The 24294-nt window shown below is 69.4% G+C and carries 24 protein-coding genes; 14 read left to right on the top strand and 10 right to left on the bottom strand.

All coding sequences use genetic code 11. The features are described 5' to 3' along the window. Positions 1 to 235 precede the first annotated feature (235 nt). Entirely contained in the window at positions 236 to 2644 is a 2409-nt protein-coding gene (locus ACFVVI_RS05285) for an MFS transporter (protein WP_387443369.1), read from the top strand. A gap of 42 nt (positions 2645 to 2686) precedes the next feature. On the opposite strand, the gene ACFVVI_RS05290 is transcribed toward ACFVVI_RS05285, so the two are convergent. Further along, complete coding sequence (locus ACFVVI_RS05290; RefSeq protein ID WP_378627518.1) at positions 2687 to 2950, bottom strand: helix-turn-helix domain-containing protein; 264 nt, start codon at positions 2948 to 2950, stop codon at positions 2687 to 2689. 119 nt (positions 2951 to 3069) lie between these two features. Here ACFVVI_RS05290 and ACFVVI_RS05295 point away from each other — a divergent pair, with 119 nt between their 5' ends. After that, a complete protein-coding gene (locus ACFVVI_RS05295; RefSeq protein ID WP_379314872.1) occupies positions 3070 to 3885 on the top strand; it encodes a mycofactocin-coupled SDR family oxidoreductase in 816 nt (271 codons plus the stop codon). Positions 3886 to 3945: 60 nt separating this feature from the next. Continuing rightward, a complete protein-coding gene (map, locus tag ACFVVI_RS05300) occupies positions 3946 to 4713 on the top strand; it encodes a type I methionyl aminopeptidase (protein ID WP_379314873.1) in 768 nt (255 codons plus the stop codon). A 29-nt stretch (positions 4714 to 4742) separates the two neighbouring features. On the opposite strand, the gene ACFVVI_RS05305 is transcribed toward map, so the two are convergent. Both ACFVVI_RS05305 and ACFVVI_RS05310 read right to left on the bottom strand, forming a co-directional pair. Continuing rightward, positions 4743 to 5507, bottom strand: a complete 765-nt coding sequence (locus ACFVVI_RS05305; RefSeq protein WP_387443370.1) for a 2-phosphosulfolactate phosphatase — start codon at positions 5505 to 5507, stop codon at positions 4743 to 4745. Between the two features lie 90 nt (positions 5508 to 5597). Then, positions 5598 to 6386: an AraC family transcriptional regulator gene (locus ACFVVI_RS05310; RefSeq protein WP_387443372.1), complete on the bottom strand. Its 789-nt coding sequence runs from the start codon at positions 6384 to 6386 to the stop codon at positions 5598 to 5600. A gap of 55 nt (positions 6387 to 6441) precedes the next feature. Between ACFVVI_RS05310 and ACFVVI_RS05315 the strand changes: the two genes are divergently transcribed. Beyond that, positions 6442 to 7011 carry a class I SAM-dependent methyltransferase gene (locus ACFVVI_RS05315; protein ID WP_387443374.1) on the top strand — a complete coding sequence of 190 codons (570 nt, stop codon included), beginning with the start codon at positions 6442 to 6444 and terminating at the stop codon, positions 7009 to 7011. 25 nt (positions 7012 to 7036) lie between these two features. On the opposite strand, the gene ACFVVI_RS05320 is transcribed toward ACFVVI_RS05315, so the two are convergent. Continuing rightward, complete coding sequence (locus ACFVVI_RS05320) at positions 7037 to 8035, bottom strand: SMP-30/gluconolactonase/LRE family protein (RefSeq protein ID WP_387443376.1); 999 nt, start codon at positions 8033 to 8035, stop codon at positions 7037 to 7039. Between the two features lie 38 nt (positions 8036 to 8073). After that, positions 8074 to 8787: a glyoxalase gene (locus tag ACFVVI_RS05325; protein WP_387443378.1), complete on the bottom strand. Its 714-nt coding sequence runs from the start codon at positions 8785 to 8787 to the stop codon at positions 8074 to 8076. A 116-nt stretch (positions 8788 to 8903) separates the two neighbouring features. On the opposite strand from ACFVVI_RS05325, the gene ACFVVI_RS05330 reads away from it, so the two are divergent. Beyond that, complete coding sequence (locus tag ACFVVI_RS05330; RefSeq protein ID WP_379317943.1) at positions 8904 to 9284, top strand: PPOX class F420-dependent oxidoreductase; 381 nt, start codon at positions 8904 to 8906, stop codon at positions 9282 to 9284. A gap of 76 nt (positions 9285 to 9360) precedes the next feature. After that, a complete protein-coding gene (locus ACFVVI_RS05335; RefSeq protein ID WP_378987955.1) occupies positions 9361 to 10650 on the top strand; it encodes an acetyl-CoA C-acyltransferase in 1290 nt (429 codons plus the stop codon). A gap of 2 nt (positions 10651 to 10652) precedes the next feature. Here ACFVVI_RS05335 and ACFVVI_RS05340 read toward each other — a convergent pair whose 3' ends face one another. Beyond that, positions 10653 to 11387, bottom strand: a complete 735-nt coding sequence (locus ACFVVI_RS05340) for a TioE family transcriptional regulator (RefSeq protein ID WP_387443381.1) — start codon at positions 11385 to 11387, stop codon at positions 10653 to 10655. Positions 11388 to 11468: 81 nt separating this feature from the next. On the opposite strand from ACFVVI_RS05340, the gene ACFVVI_RS05345 reads away from it, so the two are divergent. Continuing rightward, on the top strand, positions 11469 to 12620 hold the full coding sequence (locus tag ACFVVI_RS05345; protein WP_387443383.1) for an erythromycin esterase family protein: 1152 nt from the start codon (positions 11469 to 11471) through the stop codon (positions 12618 to 12620). Here ACFVVI_RS05345 and ACFVVI_RS05350 read toward each other — a convergent pair. The 3 genes from ACFVVI_RS05350 to ACFVVI_RS05360 are packed head-to-tail and all read right to left on the bottom strand — an operon-like array spanning position 12613 to position 16421. After that, positions 12613 to 13449: an HAD family hydrolase gene (locus ACFVVI_RS05350; protein ID WP_387443385.1), complete on the bottom strand. Its 837-nt coding sequence runs from the start codon at positions 13447 to 13449 to the stop codon at positions 12613 to 12615. The two genes, ACFVVI_RS05345 and ACFVVI_RS05350, sit on opposite strands and share 8 nt — an antisense overlap. Before the next feature lie 51 nt (positions 13450 to 13500). Then, on the bottom strand, positions 13501 to 14880 hold the full coding sequence (locus tag ACFVVI_RS05355) for a metallopeptidase TldD-related protein (protein ID WP_378988466.1): 1380 nt from the start codon (positions 14878 to 14880) through the stop codon (positions 13501 to 13503). An 8-nt stretch (positions 14881 to 14888) separates the two neighbouring features. Further along, positions 14889 to 16421: a TldD/PmbA family protein gene (locus ACFVVI_RS05360; protein WP_378987943.1), complete on the bottom strand. Its 1533-nt coding sequence runs from the start codon at positions 16419 to 16421 to the stop codon at positions 14889 to 14891. Positions 16422 to 16558: 137 nt separating this feature from the next. On the opposite strand from ACFVVI_RS05360, the gene ACFVVI_RS05365 reads away from it, so the two are divergent. Continuing rightward, the gene (locus tag ACFVVI_RS05365; RefSeq protein ID WP_387443387.1) at positions 16559 to 17209 is read left to right on the top strand and encodes a helix-turn-helix domain-containing protein; all 651 of its coding nucleotides are present in this window, start codon (positions 16559 to 16561) and stop codon (positions 17207 to 17209) included. Positions 17210 to 17222: 13 nt separating this feature from the next. On the opposite strand, the gene ACFVVI_RS05370 is transcribed toward ACFVVI_RS05365, so the two are convergent. Next, positions 17223 to 17990 (bottom strand): sulfite exporter TauE/SafE family protein, encoded by a 768-nt coding sequence (locus ACFVVI_RS05370; RefSeq protein ID WP_378627548.1) that lies wholly within the window; start codon positions 17988 to 17990, stop codon positions 17223 to 17225. A 55-nt stretch (positions 17991 to 18045) separates the two neighbouring features. Between ACFVVI_RS05370 and ACFVVI_RS05375 the strand changes: the two genes are divergently transcribed. The 6 genes from ACFVVI_RS05375 (at position 18046) to lnt (ending at position 24156) form a co-directional block, all read left to right on the top strand. Continuing rightward, a complete protein-coding gene (locus tag ACFVVI_RS05375; RefSeq protein ID WP_378987937.1) occupies positions 18046 to 19221 on the top strand; it encodes a sensor histidine kinase in 1176 nt (391 codons plus the stop codon). 73 nt (positions 19222 to 19294) lie between these two features. After that, entirely contained in the window at positions 19295 to 19954 is a 660-nt protein-coding gene (locus tag ACFVVI_RS05380; RefSeq protein WP_378627551.1) for a response regulator, read from the top strand. A 72-nt stretch (positions 19955 to 20026) separates the two neighbouring features. Further along, positions 20027 to 20518, top strand: a complete 492-nt coding sequence (locus tag ACFVVI_RS05385) for an FxsA family protein (RefSeq protein WP_378987934.1) — start codon at positions 20027 to 20029, stop codon at positions 20516 to 20518. 59 nt (positions 20519 to 20577) lie between these two features. Beyond that, the gene (locus tag ACFVVI_RS05390) at positions 20578 to 20781 is read left to right on the top strand and encodes a hypothetical protein (RefSeq protein ID WP_378987931.1); all 204 of its coding nucleotides are present in this window, start codon (positions 20578 to 20580) and stop codon (positions 20779 to 20781) included. A gap of 70 nt (positions 20782 to 20851) precedes the next feature. Beyond that, positions 20852 to 22444, top strand: coding sequence for an amidohydrolase (locus ACFVVI_RS05395; protein ID WP_387443391.1), 1593 nt, complete (start codon positions 20852 to 20854; stop codon positions 22442 to 22444). Positions 22445 to 22479: 35 nt separating this feature from the next. After that, on the top strand, positions 22480 to 24156 hold the full coding sequence (lnt, locus tag ACFVVI_RS05400) for an apolipoprotein N-acyltransferase (RefSeq protein WP_387443393.1): 1677 nt from the start codon (positions 22480 to 22482) through the stop codon (positions 24154 to 24156). Positions 24157 to 24294: the final 138 nt, after the last annotated feature.

Below are 24294 nucleotides of genomic sequence, written 5' to 3' on the forward strand. Positions count from 1 at the left end.
TCCCGCGCGCCGAACTGACAGTTCACAGCCCCGCGGCCTATCGTTTCCGGGTGAAACGAACGGTAACTTGATCCCTCGGTGAAGGCGGCGAATCCGACGTGGGTAAGCTCTGCGCACCAGTGCATGAAGAGTTCCACCCGCGGCGCAATGTTTTCCTCGCAGCGGGGTTGTCGGCCCTCGTGTGGGCCGAATGATCGACCCCCACTTGCCAGCCGATCAGAACCAGGGCTTTTCCATGACCGATACCGTCGTTGCCGAATCACGCCTCACGCACCGCCAGACACTCACCATCCTGTCCGGGCTGCTACTGGGGGTGTTCCTCGCCGCGCTCGATCAGAACATCGTCAGCGTCGCCATCGTCCGGATCGCGAACAGTCTCGACGGGTTCGACGAACAGGCATGGGCGACAACGGCATACCTGATCACGGCCACCGTCACCACGCCGCTCTACGGCAAGCTCGCCGACATCTACGGGCGCAAACCGTTCTATCTGCTGGCGATCGCTCTGTTCGTGATCGGCTCGGCCGCCTGCTGCGTCGCGACCACCATGTATCAGCTGGCCGGGTGCAGGGCCTTCCAGGGGCTGGGCGCGGGCGGGTTGATGTCGCTGGCGTTCACCATCGTCGGTGACATCGTGCCGCCGCGCGAACGGGTCCGCTACCAGGGATATTTCCTCATGGTGTTCGGCATCGCGACAGTGCTCGGCCCGGTGGTCGGTGGCTTCCTGTCCGATTACGAGAGCCTCGGTGGCATCGAGGGCTGGCGCTGGGTGTTCCTGGTGAACGTGCCCGTCGGGGTGCTGGCGTTCCTCGTGGTCGCGAAGGTGCTGAACGTGGGGCACACCCGCCAACGCAGCCGGATCGACTGGTTCGGCGCGATCACCCTCATCGTGGGTGTGGTGCCGCTGCTGATCGTGGCCGAGCAGGGTCGGATCTGGGGGTGGACCGCGCCGAAATCGCTGCTCTGCTACAGCATCTGCGCGGGCGGGCTGCTGCTGTTCGTCCTGGTCGAATTCCTCATGAAGGACTCGGCGCTGATCCCGCTGCGGCTGTTCCGCAGCTCCACGTTCAGCATCGCGATCCTCGGCGGGTTCCTCGTGGGCGTCGCGATGTTCGGCGCGATCACGATGGTTCCGCAGTATCTGCAGGTCGTGCGTGGTTTCTCACCGACCGAGGCGGGGCTGCTGATGTTGCCGCTGGTCCTCGGGATCATGGTGGGCGCGCAGATCTCGGGGCTGATCACGAAAGCCACCGGCCGCTACAAGGTGCTGCCGGTGCTCGGTGCGCTGATCCTGGCGATCGGGTGCGCGCTGTTCGCCAGGATCACCTATGACGGTCCGCTGTGGCAGCCGCTGGCCTTCAGCGCGATCATGGGTTTCGGGCTCGGCGGCTGCATGCAGACGCTGGTCATCGCCGCGCAGAACGCGGTCGGGCGCACCGAGATGGGTGTGTCGACCGCGGCGGCGACGTTCTTCCGTCAGCTCGGCGGGACCCTCGGGGTCGCGGTGTTCCTGACCGTGCTGTTCGACGGGCTGCCCGCGTCGATCCTGGAAGCCTTCGGTGGGAGTCTGCCGCCCGGTTTCGACGGCGCGCGCCTCGACGGCCTGCTGAGCGATACCAGCGGCATCGCCACGCTGCCCGACGAGTTGCGGATCCCGATCCTCGAGGGATTCACCGACTCGATGCACAGCGTGTTCCTGCTCGCCGCCGACCTCGCCGTGGTGGCCTGCCTGGTGCTGGTCTTCATGAAAGAGATTCCGCTGCAGGAGGATCCGGCGCCGGACGATCAGTCCGATGCCACCGCGCTGCGCGATGTGAGCCTGCACGACGCGCACGAGATGGCGGGCGAACTGCACCCCGTCGCCACCGGTCGGGTGATCGCGGGGCTGTTGCGACGCGACGACGCGCGCCCGGTACCCGCCGCGACGCTCACCCTGATCGATCAGCACGGGCATCAGGTGGCCCGTGGCAACGGCGACGCCGACGGTGCGTACGTGATCGAGGCGCCCCGGCCGGGCAACTATGTACTCATCGCCGCGGCGGCCGGGCATCAGCCCGAAGCGGTGAGCGTGTCGATCGGGGAGCGCGCCCAGCACGTCGACCTGATGCTCACCGGCGCGGGTGAACTCACCGGGATCGTGCGATCGGCGCGGCGCGGCGAACCGCTCTGGGGTGCCACGATCACGCTGACCGATCCCGAGGGCGAGGTGGTGGGCGCGGCGATCACCGGCGAAGACGGCACCTACGTGTGCCGCGACGTCGTGAGTGGTACCTACACCCTGGTCGCGGTCGCCGATCACATGCGGCCGGCGGCAGTCGCGCTGACCGTGCCGGAGACGGGCTCGCTGCATCGCGACATCGACCTCGAACCGATGGCCATCCTCCTGGGCTCGGCCTGGGTGGACGGCGACCGCCCCGTCGCCGATGTGCAGATCACGGTCCTGGACTCGGGCGGCGATCCGGCAGCGACGGCGCGCACCGACGAGAAGGGGCGGTACCTGGTACCGGACCTGCCGGAGGGGGAGTACACGGTGGTCGCCCGCGGCTACCCGCCCGTCGCGAGTCAGGTATCGGTGACCCGCGGCGAGATCACCCATGATGTGACGCTGGGATACGAGAACGAGGAGTCGATGAACCGCCGGTAGGCGGGTCGAGCGCAGCATCGGGCAGGGTGCGCGGCGTGCCGATCAGGCGGACTCGGCGACCTGTTCGTCGCGGTAGGACTCGGCCAGCTCGGTCAGGGGAATCGAGAGGGCCTCGGCCAGGCCGACGACCGTGCCGAAGGCCGGTGAGGGCAGCCGTCCCGACTCGATCTTGCGCAGCGTTTCCGGGGAAATACCCGCTCGCAGGGCCACCTCGGCGAGGTCGCGGTCGCCGCGAGCGGTGCGAAGGCGGCGGCCGAGACGGCGGCCTGCTTCGACCTGCGCGGGGCTGAGCGGGAGTCGGACCATGCGACCGATGGTATGTCCTCGCGAACGCGATGGCCAAGCTGAGTAGGGATCTCCGTTTTCGCCTCGCCCGGGCGGTGGCGGTGGTAGGTGTCAGGGGAGGACATCGAAGTTCGAAAGGTATGGGTATGACACGACGGTTCGAGGGCAAGGTCGTTTTCGTGACGGGAGCGGCGCGTGGGCAGGGCAGGGCCGAGGCGGTGCGCTTCGCCGAGGAGGGTGCCGACGTGATCGCGATCGACGCGTGCGCGGAGTTCGCCAGCACCAGCTACGCGGGCGCGACCGAGGCGGATCTGGCCGAGACCGTGAAGCTCGTCGAAGCGACGGGCGCCGAGATCGTCGCGAGCAAGGTCGATGTGCGCGATTTCGACGGGCTGTCCGCGGCGCTGGCGGCGGGCATCGAGCAGCTGGGCAGACTCGATGTGGTGGTGGCCAACGCGGGCATCTGTTCGGCGGCGATGTCGTGGGAGATCACCGCTGAGCAGTGGCAGGAGACCATCGACGTCAACCTGACGGGCGTCTTCCACACCGCGAAAGCTGCTGTGCCCCATTTGATCGCGCAGGGCGAGGGTGGCGCGATGGTGTTCATCAGTTCGGTGGCGGGTCTGAAGGGCACGCCGTTCACCGGCCACTATGTCGCGACCAAGCACGCGATCACGGGTCTGGCCAAGACGATGGCGAACGAGCTCGGCGCGCACCGGATCCGGGTGAACACCGTCCATCCCGCGGGCGTGGCGAGCGGCATGCAGATCAACGAGATGGGCCCGCTGTTCGAGGAGTACGGTGCCACTCTCGCGCCCATCTTCATGAACGCCCTGCCCAGCCACATCTGTCAGCCCGAGGAGATCGCGGCGACCGTGGCCTGGTTGTGCTCGTACGAGGCGAGCCAGATCACCGGTGCGCAGATTCCGGTGGACATGGGCAACCTGAACCGCTGATTTTGGTATTTTTATACCGGCGCGGCTAGTGTCGGTATGAAAATACCAAGTGGAGGCGTGATGGTGGAGCTGAAATCACCCGCGGAGATCGAGCGCATGCGGGTGACCGGCCGGTTCGTCGCCGACGTGCTGGCCGGGGTGCGCGACCGTGCGGCGGTCGGGGTGAACCTGCTCGAACTGGAAGCGTATGTGCGGGAACGGATTCGCGAGCGCGGGGCGGTGTCGTGCTACTGGGACTACTCGCCGTCGTTCGGGCGCGGGCCGTTCCGCAATACGGTGTGTCTGGCCGTGAACGATGCTGTGCTGCACGGGCTTCCGCACGACTACGTCTTGCGCGACGGCGACCTGCTGACGGCTGATCTGGCCGTGTCGATCGACGGCTGGGTCGCTGACTCGGCGATCTCGTTCATCGTCGGTACCCCCGCACCCGCGGACGAGCGACTGGTCAGGGCCACGGAAGAGGCCCTGACCGCCGGGATCGCGGCCGCGCAACCCGACAACCGGATCGGCGATATCTCCGCCGCGATCGCGAACGTCGCTCGCGGGTACGGATACCCGGTCAATACCGAGTTCGGCGGGCACGGGCTCGGGCGGACGATGCACGAGGATCCCCATATCGCCAACGACGGCAGGGCCGGGCGCGGGTTCCGGCTGCGGCCCGGTCTCACGGTGGCCATCGAGCCGTGGTTCGCGGCGAGCACGGCGAAGGTCTACACCGACGCCGACGGATGGACCATCCGCTCGGCCGACGGCTCCCGCTGCGCGCACAGCGAGCACACCATCGCCGTCACCGCCGACGGCCCACGGATCCTCACCTCCCACGACTGATCGATCGGCTCCGGACGTGCCGACGCTTGCTAGCGGGGTCGGCGGTCGACGAAGGCGTTGCCGGTGAGAACCGGGACGGTGGCGTCGGCGTCGCGTTCGATCGCGATGGCCACATCCTCGGCGAAGCCGATCGCGGCGAGTTCGCGGCCGGACGCGCACTCCGTGATCAGCGCGCCCACGTCGGCTGCCGCCTCGAATGCTGCCGCAGCCATGTGTGTTTCGGGGGACGGAGTAGTGATGCCGCGATCGATCAGCGCGGCGGCGAGCGCACCGGCACCGAGCCAGTCCTCGAGCGCGGGCCGCACGGTGTCGGTGCCCGGCCAGTGCTCGCCCGCCGCGATGATCGCGATCGGTCGATCGGGAGTGCCCCAGTGCTGGGCGACGAGCCAGTCGGCGACCGCGCTGACATTGCGCAGGCAGGCGGCGACGACCGGCGTTTCCTCGACAGCGGCGGCGATGGTGGAACCGTTGGGCGAGGGCAGCACCAGGCGTGGCGTGAACGGCGCGCGCCGGATCGCCGCCGGCGACAGCGACCACGGACCGGCCTCCCGCCGTCCGACGGCCAGTTCGGCGGCATTCTCCGCGGCGAAGTCCCGCGCCGACTCGTCTCGCCACCGATACGGGAAGACCGCGGTGCCGGCGGCGGTAGCGACGGACACCGACGTCGTGAACGACAACACGTCGATCACCACCAGGCACCCGGCCCCCGGCCCGAGTGTCGCCGCGCCGGTTCGCCCCCACTCCACCCGGATCCCGAATCCGTCCTGCCGTGCCCACTGCGGTGCCGATCGCACGCTGACCTCCCGATAGCCGAATCCGCCAGTCCACCACGGCAACCGACGATGCGCCACCGCTGGCCTCACCACGCGTGAAACCCCGACCGGTCAGGACGACCGATTGCCTACGGGGCCGGCGAAGTACTGTCCCGGCGACGTGCCGACGGCCCGCCGGAACGCGGCCACATACGCGCTCGGGCTGTGATAGCCGACCCGGGCGGCGATGCGGGTCACCGGCACACCGTCGGCCAGTGGGGTCAGCGAGGCCGCCAGGCGGATCTGGGTCCGCCATTGCGCGAAGGTCAGGCCGGTCTCGGCGCGAAACGCGCGAGCCAGGGTGCGCGAGCTGGCCGCGGCGTGCCTGCCCAGTTCGGCGAGGGTGCGGTCGTCGGCGGGATTGTCGAGCAGGACCTCGGCGACGACGCGTGCACGGGGGTCGGTCGGCAGTGGCGCGCCGATCGGAACGACCTCGACCGGCTCGAGCAGATCGAACACCATCGCTTCGGCCCGCGTCCGTCCGTCGTCTGTCAATCGCCGTGATGTCATGTGGTCGAACAGTTCTCGCAGCAGCGGGGAGACGCTCAGCAGCGTCGGTCCGGGAAACAGTGCCGGGCACCGGTCGGGTTCGACGAAGATGCCGCGCATATCGGCCCCGGCCGTCGTTCCGGTGCGATGTGCGAGGCCGCCGGGTATCCACAAGGCTCTGGTCGGCGGTAGCACCCAGTGGTGGGCGCCGATGTCGATCCCGATGACTCCTCTACCCGCCCAGGCGATCTGATGCTGGGGGTGGCGGTGCTCGTCGAACCAGTATCCGGCGGGCAGGATTCCCGCGCCGAGCACCATGGCCGTCGGACCGGTGTCCGCGGCCAGCAGCAGGTCATGTCCGTTCTGCGACATAGTCTGTCAGCGTAGTGTCTGTCGGCCACGGCCCCAGGCTCCTACCGTCGTAGCTATGGCGATGAATTACTGGCACAGGCTGTTGTGCAGGTCCACGGCGTGGGAATGGGTGACGGCGACGAAGATCGTGCCGTGGGTGATGCGCGACATCGACCTCGGGGCGTCCGCGTTGGAGATCGGCCCGGGTTTCGGCGCGAACGTGGCGCCACTGCGGGACCGGGCGGCCTCGCTCACCGGCCTGGAAATCGACCCCGTGCTGGCCGCGCGTCTGCGCACCCGGTTCGCGCGGGAGCTGCGGGTGGTCGACGGTGACGCGACCGCGATGCCGTTGCCGGACAAGGAGTTCGACTCGGTGGTCTGCTTCACGATGCTGCACCACGTCCCCTCACCCGCACAGCAGGACGACCTGTTCGCCGAAGCGCTGCGGGTGTTGCGACCCGGCGGGGTGTTCGCCGGCTCGGACGGACTCGACAGTCCGCTGTTCCGGCTCCAGCATGTGGGTGACACGTGCGTGCCGGTCCCGGCGGATACGCTCGCCGACCGGCTGGCGGTCGCGGGGTTCACGGGCATCGACGTGGAAACCGGTCTCGGAATGTTCCGGTTCCGGGCCGAGCGGCCCCGCTGACTCTTCGCTCGGAGCGTGCTCGTACTCAGCGCAGGAAGGAGGGAGTGAGGTCGATACCGGGTGGTGGCCGCAGACGGCGGAGTGTGCCGTCGATGCTGGTGACGTAGAGCGACCACGCCCCGGTGGTGAGGTCGGGGGCCAGGCGGGCCGAGGTGGGCCCGATCGGCGGTGGGCTGGGGAGCGAGCCCCGGGGAGTGGTCCAGCCGGTGGCGAGCGTGCACCAGGCGCCGGTGGCCGGGTCGACCTGGTAGACGCTGCCGGAGTAGTCGCCGGTGACGAAGGCGAGGCCCGCGGCGGTGACATCGAGGTCGTCCAGTCCGGGCAGGAGACCGTCGTTCACGGTGGCGAGGGGAGTGGGCCGGTCGGGGGCGTCGAAGGGAACCCGCACGAGCTGCGAGGTGAGGACGTCCTCGGTGATGACCGCTCGGTGGTCGGGGGCGAGAGCGAGGCCGTTGGGGCGGGGGACAGGGGACCAGGCGAGGGTGAATTCGCCGGTGGCGGGGCGGTAGCGGCTGATGCCCACCGGCGGCCAGGGGACGGAGAGCTGGGAGATGAGCAGGTCGCCGTCGGGGAGCAGCAGTAATCCGTTGGGCTGCACCAGGTTCGGGAGCACAACGGTGACCTCGCCGGTGGCCGTATCGAGTCGGCTCAGGGTGCCGCCGCCGTTCGGTGTGGTGCCGTCACCGGTGACGAAGTAGAGATCGCCGCCGATCAGCCGCAGTCCGGCGGGGTTGTCGAGGCCGGTGCGGATCGTGGTGACCTGGCCGTCGGCGCCGACGTGCAGGATCTCTCCGCGAACGATGCCGCTGACGTAGAAGCCGCCGCGGCCGTCGTACTCGAGGTTCTCCAGGCCACCCAGGTCGGCCGCCAGAACGTCGACGTGCCAACCGTCGGCGCACGACGGCGCACCAGCCTGCGCCGGACCGGCCGGGCCCACCCCGAGGGCGGCGGCAACCGTGACTGCTGTTGCCACACAACGGATCAGCCGCCCACGGGTGGTGCGTTCGTGCCATCGACCTCGCATAGCCGAAGCCTACTGGCCGATCGCCCCGATGACCCGGTTCAGTCGGTCGCGGTGAGCAAAGCGGTGAGGAGATCGGAGGCACCGGCGGTGATCGCCGTGCGCTCCTCGGCGGTCAACTCGACCGAGTCGAGTTCGGATTTCCAGTGTGCGGCCCGGTCGGTGTCCGCGGCGACGACAGCGAGTTCGGCGAGGGCGGCGTAGGCGCGGGCCCGCTCGAAGGCGCTCGCGGCGGCCCCGAAACGGCGCAAGCCTGCCTCGAGCGCGCGGGTCGCCGCGCGGTCGTCGTTCTTGAAATCGCGCAGGATGCGGGCATTGTCGAGCACCCGGGCCAGCCCTTCCAGCTCGCGCGAGCCACCGTACTCGAGTTCGCTGGGCTCGTCGCGCTGGATCACCAGGACGGTGTTGCCGACCGGGTCGACCAGGGAGAACCGGGACTGGCCCGGACGGAATCGGGTGATCCGCGGACAGCCCTTGCTCGGGATCTTGCCGTAGTGCGTGCGCAGAGCGGCGGTGTACTGGGCATGGCGTGCGGCGACGTCGTCGACCATCAGCAGCGCGCCCGCATGCTCCACCGGCAGCTCGATGCCCGGCGGCGCGGGCGCGAAATGCAGGGCGCAGCCGTGTTGTTCGATCGCGCCGTAGACGTAGGGGCGGGTTTGCTCATGGGTGACGGTGTAGCCGAGCGCCCGGTAGAACTCGAGGGTGCTCGGCAGGTCGCCGCTCCAGAGCAGGGGCACCGCGGTATCGGTCATCGTCGGCCTTTCGCCAGAGAGTCGATTCGCCCCAGAGGTTACGAACAGTTTCGCGAAAGCGCCCGTACTCTTTTTGCCGCTCGGCCGCGGATCGCCGCGCCCACTAGGCTGTGGGCATGACGAACCGCCTCGGCGAACTGGCGACCGCGAATTACGTACTGCTCACCACCTTCCGCAAGGACGGCACGCCCGTGGGGACGCCCGTCTGGGCGGTGGCCCGCGACGACAAGCTGTTCGTCTGGACGGTCACCGACAGCTGGAAGGTCAAGCGCGTCCGGCGCAACCCCGAGGTGACGGTGCAACCCTGCACCGTGCGCGGGGATGCGCACGGTGACATCGTGACCGGCACCGCCCGGCTGCTGGACGCGGCCGAGACCGACGAACTCCGTTCGTTGCTGCGCAAGAAGTACTGGCTGACCGGCCCGCTCGTGATTCTCGGCAGCAATCTGCGCCGGGGCAAGGCGGGCACGATCGGCATCGAGATCACGCCCTCCTGATTTGCGTCGATCCGATATGTAGAACCGCCGGTATCGGATACTGTGAGTCTTCGGCAGCACTTCCGAAGGGACTCACATGGCCGACAAACGCAACCGAGCCGTCGTCGTCGGGGGCGCGCGGACGCCGTTCGTACGCGCGTTCACCGACTTCACCCGCCTCGACAGCATCGCCCTGGCCGGCGCGGCCGTGCGCGGGCTGATCGAGCGGACCGGGATCGCGCCCGGCGAGATCCAGTCCATCGTCTGGGGCGGCGTCGTGCTGCCCAGTCACGCGCCCAATATCGCGCGGGAGATCGCCCTCGACCTGAACTTGGACTTCGGGTGCGAGGGGTACACGGTCACCCGCGCGTGCGCGTCCGGATTGCAGGCGGTGACCTCGGCGGCCGCGGCGATCGAACGCGGCGAGTACGACATCATGATCGCCGGTGGCAGCGATTCCACCAGTAATGCCGAGATCAAGCTGCCGCAGAAGGTCGTGCACGCGGTCGCGCCGGTCGCGCTGGGCAAGCCCAAGGCGACGGATTACCTCGATGTGGTCCGTCAGCTCGCGCCGTTCACCGACATCCTGCCGCGCCAGCCCAAGATCGCCGAGCGCACCACCGGCGAGGTGATGGGTGAGTCCGCGGAGAAGATGGCCCGCATCAACGGGATCTCGCGCGCCGATCAAGACGCGTTCGCCGCCCGCTCGCACCAGCGGGCGGCGGCCGCCATCGCCTCGGGACGTTTCGACGACGAAGTCGTACCGGTCAGCACGCCGTCGGGCACGCTGATCGACGTCGACGGACTCGTTCGCGCGAATACCAGCGTCGAGAAACTCGCCACCCTGAAACCGGTGTTCGAGAAGAACGGCACGGTCACCGCGGGTAACGCCAGCCCGCTCACCGACGGCGCGTCGGCGGTGCTGCTGATGAGCGAGGAGAAGGCGCGCGCTCTCGGGTTCACCCCGCAAGCCGCCTTCCGTTCCTGGAGTTTCGTCAGCGTCGACCCTGCCGACCAGGTACTCATCGGCCCGGCGATCTCGATGCCGCGCGCCCTCGACAAGGCGGGCATGACGCTGGCCGATATCGACCTCGTCGACATCCACGAAGCCTTCGCCGCGCAAACACTGTCGGTGCTGCGCATGCTGGAGAGCACCGAGTGGGCCAAGGCCCGTCTCGACCGCGACGAGCCGGTGGGCACCGTCGACATCGAAAGATTGAACGTGCACGGCGGCTCGATCTCGCTGGGCCATCCGTTCGGCGCCACCGGCGCCCGCATGGTCACGACCATGGCCAACGAGCTGGCCCGGACCGGGAAAGAGACCGCGCTGCTGGGGATCTGCGCGGCGGGCGGCATCGGCGCGTCGGCGGTACTCGAACGCGTCTGAGGTCAGGCGGGCGCACCGGGGCGGGGACGGTGCGCCCGGATATCCACGGTGTATCGGCTCAGTGCGGCGGCAGCGTCGAGCATGCGGACGCCACGGGCGGTGATGGTGGCCTGCCAGTCGGTGAGGGCCTTCGCCAGCGCCTCGGTGCTGCCCGCGGCGCGAATCTGCTCGATGACGGTGGCGATGTGGTCGAGGCGGTAGTGACCTCGGCGCAGGATGTGGGCGAGTTCGGCGTCGCGGAGGTCGGTGGGGCCGTAGCGGCGGTAGCCGGTGGCCGGGTCCCGATCGGGAGACAGGATGTCGGCCGCTTCCCACGCCCGCAGGGTGGCCGGGGTGACTCGCAGGTGATGGGCGAGCTCGCCGATGGTTCTTGTCGTGGCCGAACCCGGTGTGGCAGAGCTCGATTCGGTGATCAGGTGGTCGACGGCCCGGCGGACCGTGGCGAGAGTCTCACGGTCTCGCAGGAGCTGGCTGTGCCCGCGGTCGATGACCGTGAGAGCCCTGTCGAGGTCGTCCGCGTGCAGCGCGCGCATGAGGTCGCCCGCCTGCGCGTGGCCGTAGGCGGGGATCAGGGTGAGGTAGGTGCGCAGCGCGGCCACGTGCAGGTCGGTGTAGATCCGGTAGCCGGCGGGGGTGCGTTCGGCCGGCGGAAGGCATCCGTCCTGCTCGTAGTTGCGGACCGCCTGGGTCGAAATCGCGTGCTCGCGGGCCAGGTCGGACGGTCGTAGGGTTTTCACTGATTTGAGACTTTACGACATGTATCCCGAATCGATGCTGCTCGAGTCTCAACCGTTCTTTCAACGATACGGTTGATAGGTATGAGCCAGAAAATCAGCGACTTCGTCCGTTTGTCCTGTGAACTGCTTGCGCTCGGGGAACCGACGCACAAAGAACCCGGCTTCGCGTCGGTCCGCAATGAGCTGTTCGCCGAGTTGGTGGCGAGTGGGTTCCGGTCGATCGCTCTCGAAACAGATCGGGTTGCCGCGCTCGCCGTGGACGATTACGTTCGCGGCGGCCACGGCGCCTTCGACGAGGTGATGCGGACCGGCTTCTCGCACGAGTTCGGCGAACTCGATGGCAACCGGCACCTGGTCGCCTGGCTGCGCGACTACAACGCGGGCAGGCCGGTCGAGGATCAGGTCCGCTTCCACGGATTCGACGCCGCGATGGAGACGATGAGTGCGCCGAGCCCGCGGTCCTACCTCGAATTCGCCCGCGACTACCTCGAACTCGACTTCGACATCAGCGGGCCCGCCGGCAGCGACGAGCGCTGGAGCCGCACCGAAGCGGTCCTGGACGCCGGCGTCTCGCCCGGTGCCACCCCCGACGCCGAGCGGTTGCGGGTGATGGCCGACGACATGCTCGCCCTGCTCTACACCCGTGCACCGGAACGGATCGCTGCCACGTCACTCGCCGAGTGGCGAAGGGCGGCAATTCATCTCACCGCCGGACTCGGCCTGCTCCGGTACCACCGGCAGGCGGCCCAGCCGACCGAGGACGGCGTGCGATGGAACAGCCTGGCCGCCGCCCGTGACGCGCTGATGGCCCAGAACCTGCTCGACATCCGGTCCACCGAAGCACGCCGTGGTCCGACCCTGGTGTACTCGCACAACCTGCACCTGCGGCGCAACACCAGCGTCATGCGGATGGGGCCGATGGAGCTCGTCTGGTCCGGCGCGGGGGCGATCGTCGGATCGCTGCTGGGGGAGCACTACGGGGTGATACTCGGCAGTCTGGGACGCAGTGACGGCCTCGAACTCGCCGAACCCGGGCCGGGCACCTTCGAACACACGCTGCAGAACCGCATCGGCACCTGGGGTTTGATCCCGGCGGCAGAGCTCGGACCCGGACACACCCGCACCGATGTCACCCAGGAGCAGGGGTACTTCCCGCTGGACGCGGACACCGTGCGCGTGACCGATACGATCCTGCACCTCAGCGTGGGCCGGGCGCCGACATCGGTCAGCTAGCCGAGTCGCGCTGTGCCGAGCCGGTCAATTCCTCCAGGTAGGAGGCGACACCGTCCTCGTCGTTGGCCGGGAGCACCCGGTCGGCGAGTGCGATGACCTCGGGTGCCGCGTTGGCCGGAACCAGCGCGGTACCCGCCCAGGTCAGCATGGCGACATCGTTGAGCGCATCGCCGGCGGCCGCGACCTCCGACAGGTGGATGCCATCGAGCGCGCACAATCGGGCCAGCGCGCTGGCCTTCGACACACCTTCCGCGGCCATCTCCATGTACGCGGCGCCGGAGTGGGTCAGTTCCACGCCGGTGATCCCGACCGCCACCGCCTTGCGGTAGAGCTGGGCGCCCGGCAACTCGGGATGACGGGCGACGATCTTCACCATCGCGTCGACGCCCGTCGGCAAGATATCGGACAGTTCCATCTCGTGCGGGTTGCGGTGGTGATCGGCGAAGGTGCACAGCGCGGCATAGGCGGGCTCGGCGACGAACCGGGTGGCGCCGACATTGGCGAACACCACACCGGGAATCAGATCGCGGATCTGCGCCATCACCGCACCCGCCGCGCCGGTGTCGATCGAGACCGTGTCGATGATCTCCGGGGTGCCGTCGGCCAGGTCGAGCAGCACCGCGCCGTTGGCACACACCGCTTTGCCGCGAAAACCGCACGACTGCGCCAGCTCGTGGACCGAATGGCGGGCCCGGGCCGTCGCCCACACCACCTCGATGCCCGCGGCTTGCGCGCCGGCCATCGCTTCGGCGGTACGCGGCGAGATCGTGCGATCGGAACGCAGCAAGGTGCCGTCGAGGTCGGTGGCGAACATCCGGATACCAGTCACCCGATCATGCTTTCACGCTCGGGGCCGTCCAACGGAGGGGGTTCACCCCGGTCAGGTGGCCTGGCTCACCGACGACATGTGGAAGTCGGGGATGCGCAGCGGGGGCATGGCGGTCCGGGTGAACCAGTCCTTCCATTCGCGGGGCAGGGTGATCTCGGTGGCACCCGCTTCCGACACCCGCCGCAACAGATCGAGGGGGCTTTCGTTGAAACGGAAGTTGTTGACCGCGCCGGTGACCTTGCCGTCCTCGACCAGGTAAACGCCGTCGCGGGTGAGACCGGTGAGCAGCAGGGTAGCGGGGTCGACCTCGCGGATGTACCACAGGCAGGTGAGGAGCAGACCGCGTTCGGTGCGGGCGATCATGTCGTCCAGCGATGCCTCACCGCCGCCGGTGAGCAGCAGGTTCTCACCGGGAACCGTGGCGGGGGCGGCGAATTCGGCCGCCGTCGCGCGCGGATAGACCAGCGATTCGATGACGCCACGGCCGATCCAGTCGACCCGCCGCGCGGACAGACCGTTGTCGAACACCGACAGCGACTCCGACGACGACGGCGTCGCCACGAACGGCCGGTATTCCAGACCGCTCGCGTTCGGGTCGGAGTACAGGGTCAGCGGAATGTCGCTGAGGCGCTCACCGATTCGCGTGCCACCGGCGCGGGAGAACGCGGTGTGGCCTTCGTGCGCGCCACGGCCCTCCATGCTCCACGCCAGATAGATCATCAGATCGGCCACCGACGACGGCGGCAACAGGGTCTCGTAGCGGCCGGCGGGCAGCTCGACGCGGCGCGCGGACCAGCCCAGGCGCCGCGACAACTCGGCGAGCAGGCCCGGGGTGTCGACGTCGGTGAAATCGGCGGTGCCGACGCCCACCCACGCGCTCGCCAGATCCTTGCCCTCGCCGCGCTTGCCGTTGATCTCCACCGAACCCGTCGGCTGACTGAACCTGCGGCGAACACCGGTCGAGGTGCCCAGCCAGGTGGTGTGCACCTGGTGGTGGGCGAAACCGTAGAGCCGGTCGGTGCCGTCGAAACCGGTGGACAGGTCGCGCGCCAGCCCGGCGAACACGTCGATCTCGGTGGCGCCGGGCGCCTGATCCCACGCGGCGGTGTCGTCGTCGGTGGGTTCGAGCAGCGGCATCGCGTCGCGGGCCGGGGCGGCCGTGCGCGCGGCTTCCTCGCTGGCGCGCACCACGGCCTCGATCTCGGTGGGATCGACGCTGGTGGAGCTGATGGAACCGACCCGCGCGGTGTTCGGGCCGTCACGGAACACCGAGATCACCGCCCACTCCCGCGAAATCGACGAGCCGTTGGTGGTCATCGAGTTGCCCGCCCACCGCAGCGACGCCTCGTGCGCGTCGGTGACGATCACGATCGCCTCGTCGGCCTTCGACGCCGCCAGCGCACGCTCGACCACCGTGCCCGCCGGGAACAGACCCTCGTTCACTGACCGCCCTCCGTTCGGGTATTGAGAATGTTGACCCCGCGCACCAGCACCGACGGGCAGCCGTGGCTCACTGCTGCCACCTGACCGGGCTGTGCCTTACCGCAGTTGAAGGCGCCGCCGAGCTGCCAGGTGCTCGGCCCGCCGACCGCTTCCATCGACCCCCAGAAATCGGTGGTCGTCGCCTGGTAGGCGACATCGCGCAGTTGCCCGTCCAGCTCGCCGTTGCGAATCCGGAAGAACCGCTGACCGGTGAACTGGAAGTTGTAGCGCTGCATATCGATCGACCAGCTCTTGTCGCCCATGATGTAGATGCCGTCCTCGACACGGGAGATCAGCTCGGCAGTGGTCGTGTCACGCGAGGGATCCGGCTGCAACGACACGTTCGCCATCCGCTGGATCGGAACATGGTGCGGCGAATCGGCATACGAGCATCCGTTGGAGCGATCGAGCCCGAGACGCGGGGCGAACACGCGGTCGAGCTGATAGCCGACCAGGATGCCGTCGCGCACCAGGTCCCACCGCTGGCCCGCCACGCCCTCGTCGTCGTACCCGACGGTGCTCAACCCGTTGACCTGGGTACGGTCACCGGTGACGTGCATGATCGGTGTGCCGTACCGCAGCGTGCCGAGCTGATCGGGCGTCGCGAACGAGGTTCCCGCGTAGGCGGATTCGTAGCCGATCGCGCGGTCGTATTCGGTGGCGTGACCGATGGATTCGTGGATCGTCAGCCACAGGTTGGTCGGGTCGATCACCAGATCGGTGGGGCCCGCGACCACGCTGGGCGCCTTCACCTTCTCGGCCAGCCAGCCGGGGATCTGTGCGAGTTCGCCCGTCCAGTCCCATGTTCCGTCGGCGCCGGTGACGTACTCCCAGCCGCGGCCCGCGGGCGCGGCGAGCGTGCGCATCGTCTCGAACACCCCCGACGCGGAATCGACGGTGACAGCCTCCAACTGGGGGTGCAACCGCACCCGCTGCTGGGTGATCGACGAACCCGCGGTGTCGGCGTAGAACGTCTGCTCTTTGACCTGCAGGACCGAGGCGGTGACGTGGTCGACACCGTCGGCCGCGGACAGCCGTTCCGAATAGTCCTGCAGCAGCGCCACTTTGTCGGCTGCCGGCACCGTGAACGGGTCGAGGTCGTAGGCCGAGACCCACGAGACGTCGTCATAGCGTGGTTCGTCGGCCAGTTCGACGCGCTCCCGGTTCAGCGCGCGCAGCGCCTTTGCCACGGTCACCGCCCGGCGCGCCACCTCGGCGGCGATCTCGGGCGTGAGTGCGGCGTGGGAGGCGAAACCCCAGGTGCCGTCGACGATCACGCGCACCGCCAATCCCAGCTCGGTCGCGTCGGTGACCGCTTCGACGCGACCATCGCGTAACCGGATCGACTGGGTCACCAACCGTTGCACGCGCAGGTCGGCATGCTCGGCGCCGGCCGCGCGGGCCGCCGACAGCGCGGCCTCGGCGAGGGTGGCGAGCCCGAGCGCGCGGAACTCCTCGTCCACATCTCTGGAAGTCGTGGTATCGCTCACCGCACCTACGCTAACCGGTGCCACCGACACATGTGCGCCGGAACCGCTTCCGGCGCACCGTCATGTCTGTTGCCGCCGTGACGCGCGGACTCCGGTCATCCCGCGAGCGGTGCCGAAAATGCCGTAGGGTGCCCGCCGTGCCGCCATCTGCCCTGCGCGATCGAAAAAGGGAACGAACCCGACGTGCGATCCTCGTGGCCGCCGTCGAATTGTTCGAGGCCAGAGGCTATGAGGAGACAACCGTCGCCGACATCGCGGCCGAGGCCGAGGTCGGCACCCGGACCTTCTTCAACTACTTCGCGAGCAAAGAAGAACTGCTCTTCCCCGAACCCGACGAACGGGTGCGCGCGGCGGTCGCCGCCATCGCCACCCGTCGGCCCGGCGAGCGACCGGTGGAGGTGTTGCTGCGGGCCTTGCGCGCGGCGGGCGACAACCCCGGCGAACACCTCGTCGACGACGTCGGTTCGCGGGTGGCCGCCCTGCGGGCGCGGGTCTCGCGGACCGTCCCCTCGGTGAGCGGTCGCGCCGCGCACGCGCAATTGGTCGCGCAGCGCGAGATCGCCCACCAGTTGCACATCGCATTCCCGCACGAACTCGACGAGGTCGGCGCCGCGGCGCTGGTCGGCGCCGTGGTCGGCGCGGTGTCGGGCGCGCTGACGGTGCTGTTCCAGCAGCCACAGCACGGCATCGACGACGGTGAACGCCTCCACCGCAAGATCCACGAGACCACCTCGCGGGTCCTGCAACCGTGGCTCGCCGCCTCCGCGGCCGCCGAACCGGTGCGCTGATCGAATCGCCGCCCTAACCGAACTGCTGCCACCCCAACCGGATCACCATCACCACCACGACGACGAGCAACACGATCCGGACGAACCCCGCGCCCCTGGCCAGCGCCATCCGCGAACCGATCAGCGCGCCGAGAACGTTCGCCACCGCCATGCCCGCGCCGAGACCCCACAGGATGTGGCCGGTCGAGCCGAGGAACAGCAGCGCACCCACGTTCGACCCGCAGTTGATCACCTTGGCCATCGCGGCCGCCCGCACGAACTCGGTGCCGAGCAGGGTCGCGAAGGTGATGATCAGGAAGGTGCCGGTGCCCGGCCCGAGCAGCCCGTCGTAGAGGCCGATCAGACCGGACGCGAGGCCGACCACCAGGATCACCTTGCGCCGGGTCGGCGGATGGGTGGCCATCGTCAGGCCGACCGAGGGGCGCACGGTCACGAACACCGCCACCCCGACGAGCACCACCATCACCAGCGGGATGAACAGGTCGCGGTCGATCAGCGACACCGCCGCCGCGCCGCACGCGGCCGTGATCGCGGCGATCACCGCGCCGGGCAGCAGTACCTTCCACTGCATCGGCACCTTGCGCGCGAAGGTCGCCACCGCGGTCGCGGTGCCTGCCAGGGCGGCGAGCTTGTTGGTGCCCAGCGCGGTCTGCGGTGCGATGCCGGGAACGACGAGGAACAGAGTCGGCAGAATGATCAGCCCGCCGCCGCCGACCACGGCGTCGACCCAGCCCGCCGCCGCGGCGGCCACCAGCAGGACCGTCCAGTCTCCGAGTTGCACGCGTCCAGGCAATCAAGATCACGGCCGGAAAGCCAGCCGGGGCTACGCTGGGCCCGTGCGCCGGTTCAGCCTGTGGCTACGCGGACGACCCATCGTCGCCGACTCGATTCTCGCGGGATTGCTGCTGTTCCTCGATGCCCTCGGGGTGGGCGACGAACACAACAAGGTCGTCTACCTGATCTTCTCGGTGATCGTGCCGCTGCCGCTGATCCTGCGGCGGGTGTATCCGCGGGCGGTGGCGGCGGCGATGCTGGTGCTGTCGTTGCTGAACACTCTCATCGGCTACCTGATCGATGGACAGGTAGCCGACCATGTCGCCCTGATCGGGCTCGGGGTGATGCTCTACACGCTCGTCGCCTACGTCGGCCGGCGTGACGGGCTCATCTTCCTCGCCTTCCTCGCGCTCGACATGGTGGCGTCGGTCCTGCTGCTCGACGAGCCGCGCGGCGGTGATCTGGCGATGGTCGCGCTCATCTACGCGCTGTGCTGGACACTGGCCGAGTTCAACGGTGCCCGGCACGCGTACGACTCCGAGGTGGCGGCGCGGCTGGCCGTCGCCGATTACGACAAGGAACGGCGCGCCCACGACGCGGTCGCCGCCGAACGCACCCGCATCGCCCGCGAACTCCACGATGTGGTCGCGCACGCCGTCAGCGTCATCATCGTGCAGGCCGACGGCGCCAAGTACGCCCTGCGTCAGGACCCCGACACCGCCGAACGCGCGCTCGCCACCATCGCGGGTACCGGTCGCGACGCGCTGCGCGAACTGCGCCGCACCGTCGCCCTGCTGCGCACCGAACACGCACCGGAACTGCTGCCCCAGCACGGGAGCGCGGGCATCGCGAAGCTGGCCCAGATGATGCGCGAGGCGGGCCTGGCCGTCGACCTCGAGCTGACCGGCGAACTCGACGACATCGCCCCCGAGGTGAGCCTCGGCGTGCACCGCATCGTGCAGGAATCGCTCACCAACACCCTGCGCCACGCGGGAGCGGAGCCGAAGGCGGTGGTCCGGGTGTATCGGCGCGAGGAGGACATCCGCGTCGAAGTCGTCGACAGCGGCGGTGTTCCCGCACAGGTGAGTCCGGGCGCCGAGATTCCCGGCGCGGGGATGGGTCTGGTCGGCATGCGCGAACGGGTCGCGGTCCTGGGCGGCACTCTGTCCGCGGGCAGACTCGACGACGGCCGCTGGCAGGTACGCGCCGACCTTCCACTGCGGACCGAAACGGACTGAACCCCGCTCGCCCCGCGGTCGTGCGGGAAAACACGGGGGAATGCTGCGCGGCGGTGACGATTAGGGTGGGGCAATGCCGATCAGCGTGCTCGTGGTGGACGATCAGGAACTCATGCGGATGGGCCTGAAAATGGTGCTCGGCGCGCACCCCGACATCGACGTGATCGGTGAAGCGGGCAACGGCGACGAAGCCGTGCGGCGCGCGAGCGAACTGCGACCCGATGTGGTGCTGATGGACGTGCGGATGCCGGTTGTCGACGGAGTGACGGCCACCGCGCAGATCGTGGCCGCGGGGGAGGGCGTGCGGGTGCTCGTGATGACCACCTTCGACCTCGACGAACACGCGCTCGGCGCCCTGCGTGCGGGCGCCAGCGGATTCCTGCTCAAGGACACCCCGCCCGAGGATCTCGTCTCGGCCATCCGCAGCGTCGCCGCCGGTGACGCGGTGGTCTCGCCCAAGGTCACCAAGCGGCTGCTGGACCGGCTCGTGGCCGAGGACCCGACGAGCCTGCGCGACCCGAAGATCCTCGACGTCCTCACCGCGCGCGAACGCGAGGTACTCGAACAGATCGCGGTCGGCCGCTCCAACGCCGAGATCGCCGCGGCGCTGTTCCTGTCGGAGGCGACGGTGAAAACACACGTCGGCCGGGTGCTCACCAAACTCGGTCTGCGCGACCGGGTGCAGGCCGTGGTGCTGGCCTACGAGACCGGGCTCGTGCGACCGGGCGGCTGAATTCGCCGGCTCGCTCGGGAGAAAAATCGGGCGCTCGTGCGTTGAAGGGGTAGATCGTCCGAAAGGATCGCCATGACCGCCGTGCTGTTCGTCCTCTACCTCGTCGTCGAGATCGCCGCCCTCGTCGGTCTCGCCCAGTTGATCGGCATCGGCTGGGCGCTGATCGTGCTCGTCGCCGTCTCGGGCGTGGGATTGGTGCTGCTCGGACGGCAGGGCAGGCGGGTGTTCGACCGATTCCGGCGGGCCTCGCGCGGTGAGGTGACCGCCGAGAGCGCGGTCGCCGACGGGGTGATCGTCGCCACCGGCTCGGTGCTGCTGTTCGTGCCCGGTCTGGTCACCGGACTCGTCGGCCTGCTCGCGCTGTTCCCGCCGACCAGGGCGCTGCTGCGACCGGCGCTGGAGAAGCTCGGCACCCGGCGCTTCGGCCCGCTGCCCTCGTTCGCGCCCTCGCCGTATCGCGGGATGGTCGTCGACGCGGACGGCGACGTGGTCGACGGCACCGTGGTCGGGCAGTGGTACGACGATGGTCACACCGCGGGTCCGCGCGCGCTCGGCCCCGCCTGATCCGACAAGGCCTCGACCGACACGCCCGCGCGCGGCGGCGAAGGGTCTACAGTACCGACATGGCCACCGAGCAGATCACCGTCACGGTGAGCGAGGAACTGGCCGACGCGGTGCGCAGAGCGAGCGCCGCTGCCGGACAGTCGATGTCGGACTTCACCACCGCCGCATGGCGGCTGGAACTGATCGCCGTGGAGGCGGGCGGGCATTGTCTCGCCGGGTTCGGCGACGCCGAAGTGCGCGCCGCACTGTCGCTGCCGACCTGACGCTCGCGACGCCGACCGGAGCCTGTCCCTGCCGAGGTGCCGATCCGGCGATACGGCAGACTGGGGCATCGTGAGTACCCAGTTGCTGATCGGCGGTCGTTTCTACAGTTCGAGCTCCCCGGACGCGGCCGCGATGGCGGTCACCGACGGCACCGTGGTGTGGCTGGGCGCCGAGGCGCCCGGGCGCGCGATGCACCCCGATGCGGAGATCATCGACCTCGACGGTGCGTTCGTGGCACCCGCGTTCGTCGACCCCCATGTCCACGTCACCGCGCTGGGACTCCAGCTGACCGGGCTCGACGTGCGTGGCGCCGGATCCCTGTCCGACCTGCTCGAGACGGTGCGTGCGCACGCCGCGAGCCAGCCGGACGGGGTGATCATCGGCGAGGGCTGGGACGACACCGGCTGGCCCGAGCAGCGTCCGCCGACGGTCGCCGAACTCGACGAGGCCGCCGGTTCGGGCAGGCTGGTCTACCTGGCCCGGGTCGACGCCCATTCGGCCGTCGCCTCCTCGGCGCTGCTCGACGCGGCCGGTGACCTCGGCGAGGGGTATCAGCGTGGCGAACTGCTGCGCGCCGACGCCCACCACCGGGTGCGCACCATCGCGCTCGCGGAACTCACTCGTGCCCAGCGTGATTCGGCTCGCCGGGCGGCCCTCGACGCGGCGGCCGCCCACGGCATCGTCGCGGTCCACGAATGCGCGGGCCCGGAGATCTCCGGCCGCGACGACATCCGCGAACTGCTCGCTTTCGACCACGGTGTGGCCGTGCGGGCCTACTGGGGTCAGGCCGTGCGCACCGCGGAGCACGCGCGCGCCCTGCTCGACGAGCTCGGCGTGCACGCGCTCGGTGGCGACCTGTTCGTCGACGGCTCGCTCGGCTCGCACACGGCGCTGCTGCGCGCGCCCTACGCCGACGCGGCGGGCTGCGGCAAGAGCTTCCTCGACGAGGACACGATCACCGCGCATATTCGCGCGTGCACCGAGGCCGGGATCCAGGCCGGTTTCCACGCCATCGGCGACGCCGCCATGGATACCGTCGTCGCCGGATTCGCCCGTGTCGCCGCCGAACTCGGTGGTCCGGCGATCGCCTCACGTGGGCACCGGGTGGAACACGCGGAGATGACCGACGCCGCTGCGATCGCACAACTGGCCGAGCTCGGCGTGATCGCGTCCGTGCAGCCCGGCTTCGACGCCGCGTGGGGCGGACCCGACGGGATGTACGCGACCCGCCTCGGCGCCGAGCGCGCCGCGGGCCTCAACCCGTTCTCGGCGATGGCGGCGGCGGGCATCTCCCTCGCCATCGGGTCCGACGCGCCCGTCACCGTCATGAACCCGTGGGAACAGGTGCGCGCGGCCGTCCACCACCGCACCCCCGGCCACGGCTTGTCCCCGCGTGCCGCCTTCGCCGCTGCCACGCGCGGCGCCTGGCGCGCGGGCGGCGTGCGCGACGGGATGGCGGGCACGCTGGTTCCCGGCGCACCCGCCTCCTACGCCGTGTGGGACGCGGGCGAGCTCGTCGTCGCGGCGGCCGCCGACACCGTGCAGCGCTGGTCCACCGACCCCCGCTCCCGCGTACCCGCCCTCCCGCGCCTCGATCCGGGCGTCGACCTGCCGACCTGCCTGCGCACCGTGCGCGACGGCATCACGATCTACGCTGCCTGACCCGCCGCCAGCAACGAATCACGGAGCGACACACCATGATCGATCCCGCGACGGGTAACCACCCCGACTCCGCAGCCGAGCCGGCATCAGCAGCGGGCGAGGTGGATCCCGGTGCGAGCCGATCCGCCGCCGCTTCGCACCCGGCGGTGTTGCGGCTGCTCGCGGCCGTCGTGGGCGGGCTGCTGCTGTTCGGCAGCTTTCCGCCCCGCCCGTTCTGGTTCCTCGCCCCCGTGGCCATCGCGTTGCTCACCCTCGCGGTGCGCGGGCCGGGCAGGCTGCGCGGCGGTTTCGGGTACGGGCTGCTCGGCGGGCTGGCGTTCTTCGTGCCATTGCTGCCGTGGACCGGGATCTACGTGGGTCCGGTGCCGTGGTTGGCGCTGTCCACGGTGTGCGCGTTGTACTTCGGCCTCTGGGGTGTGCTCGCTCGAGGGTTGAGCGCGCTGCCGGGCTGGCCGATCTGGCTCGCCCTGGCGTGGACCGCGAGCGAATGGGTGCGGTCGAGCGTCCCGTTCGGCGGATTCCCGTGGGGACGTGTCGCTTTCGGTCAAGCCGATGGGTGGTATCTGCCGCTGGCCGCCTACGGTGGTGCGCCGCTGGTCGGCTTCGCGGTCGCGCTGACCGGCACCGCGCTCGTCGCGCTCGCCCTGCGCGTCGTCACCTGGGCCTGCACGCCCGCGCCACGCCCGAACACTCGCGCCGTGCGCACCGGATTTGCCACCGCGGTGGTGGCCGTGGCTACCATGCCCCTGGCCGGAGTGATCCTGCGGCCGACACTGCCCGCCCCGGACGCAGGTATCAGAACGATCACGGTCGCGGCGATCCAGGGCAGTGTGCCGCGGCTCGGGCTCGACTTCAACGCCCAGCGCCGCGCCGTGCTGGACAACCACGTCCGGCGCACCGAGGAGTTGGCCGACGCCGTCACCCGCGGACAGGCCGCGCGGCCCGACATCGTGATCTGGCCCGAGAACTCCTCCGATATCGACCCACTGCGCAATGCCGACGCCGCCGCCGAGATCACCGAAGCCTCGGTACGGATCGGCGCCCCGATCCTGGTCGGCGCAGTCCTGGTGAACGGTGACCGCACGACCACCAACTCGGTGATCGTGTGGAACGGCACGGCGGGCCCGGGGGAGCGCCACGACAAGAAGATCATCCAGCCGTTCGGCGAATACCTGCCGATGCGCGGTTTCTTCCGTTTGTTCTCCTCCTATGCCGACCGCGCGGGCTATTTCGTGCCGGGTAACGGTGACGGAACGGTGACGGCCGCCGGTGTGCCGGTCGGCGTGGCGACCTGCTACGAAGTCGCGTTCGATCGGGCATTTCGGGATTCCCTCGCCGCGGGCGCCCAATTGCTGACGGTGCCCACCAACAACGCCACCTTCGGCGAAAGCGAGATGACCTACCAGCAACTGGCGATGTCGCGGGTACGCGCGGTCGAGCACGGGCGTGCGCTCGTGGTCTCAGCAACCACGGGTGTCAGCGGGATCATCACCGCTGACGGCGTGCTCAGACAGCACACCGAGCAAGTCGTCCCCGCCGCCTTGGTGGCCCAGCTACCGTTGCGCGACACAACAACAGTCGCTACCCGAATCGGTGGGTGGCCGGAACTCGCGTCCGTTATCCTGACCGCGATCGGTGTCGGATTGCTATTACTTCGACGCCGCCGCGCGAATCCGACGCATCTTGCGCGAAGTTCGGACAATTCTGAATAAGCGGTTTGTTTCAACCGGGGGGAAGCGGCACAAAGTTGCTGCTTCAGGGGCGTAATTCGTTGAGCTCGAAATAAATTCACATTCGTAGCCATCCGGCTGCCGTAGTACTCCGAATCATGGGCGTGGAAAAGCCACGCC

Origin of the sequence: Nocardia sp. NPDC058114 (assembly GCF_042884695.1) — a bacterium.
In the GTDB taxonomy this organism is placed as follows: domain Bacteria; phylum Actinomycetota; class Actinomycetes; order Mycobacteriales; family Mycobacteriaceae; genus Nocardia.

Coding starts and splice junctions, on each gene's coding strand:
- map (WP_379314873.1), top strand. CDS start 3,946: ATGGTGGAGCTGAAATCACCCGCGGAGATCGAGCGCATGCGGGTGACC.
- ACFVVI_RS05380 (WP_378627551.1), top strand. CDS start 19,295: ATGCCGATCAGCGTGCTCGTGGTGGACGATCAGGAACTCATGCGGATG.
- ACFVVI_RS05390 (WP_378987931.1), top strand. CDS start 20,578: ATGGCCACCGAGCAGATCACCGTCACGGTGAGCGAGGAACTGGCCGAC.
- ACFVVI_RS05320 (WP_387443376.1), bottom strand. CDS start 8,035: ATGCGAGGTCGATGGCACGAACGCACCACCCGTGGGCGGCTGATCCGT.
- ACFVVI_RS05325 (WP_387443378.1), bottom strand. CDS start 8,787: ATGACCGATACCGCGGTGCCCCTGCTCTGGAGCGGCGACCTGCCGAGC.
- ACFVVI_RS05345 (WP_387443383.1), top strand. CDS start 11,469: ATGAGCCAGAAAATCAGCGACTTCGTCCGTTTGTCCTGTGAACTGCTT.
- ACFVVI_RS05290 (WP_378627518.1), bottom strand. CDS start 2,950: ATGGTCCGACTCCCGCTCAGCCCCGCGCAGGTCGAAGCAGGCCGCCGT.
- ACFVVI_RS05315 (WP_387443374.1), top strand. CDS start 6,442: ATGGCGATGAATTACTGGCACAGGCTGTTGTGCAGGTCCACGGCGTGG.
- lnt (WP_387443393.1), top strand. CDS start 22,480: ATGATCGATCCCGCGACGGGTAACCACCCCGACTCCGCAGCCGAGCCG.
- ACFVVI_RS05285 (WP_387443369.1), top strand. CDS start 236: ATGACCGATACCGTCGTTGCCGAATCACGCCTCACGCACCGCCAGACA.
- ACFVVI_RS05335 (WP_378987955.1), top strand. CDS start 9,361: ATGGCCGACAAACGCAACCGAGCCGTCGTCGTCGGGGGCGCGCGGACG.
- ACFVVI_RS05385 (WP_378987934.1), top strand. CDS start 20,027: ATGACCGCCGTGCTGTTCGTCCTCTACCTCGTCGTCGAGATCGCCGCC.
- ACFVVI_RS05330 (WP_379317943.1), top strand. CDS start 8,904: ATGACGAACCGCCTCGGCGAACTGGCGACCGCGAATTACGTACTGCTC.
- ACFVVI_RS05310 (WP_387443372.1), bottom strand. CDS start 6,386: ATGTCGCAGAACGGACATGACCTGCTGCTGGCCGCGGACACCGGTCCG.
- ACFVVI_RS05295 (WP_379314872.1), top strand. CDS start 3,070: ATGGGTATGACACGACGGTTCGAGGGCAAGGTCGTTTTCGTGACGGGA.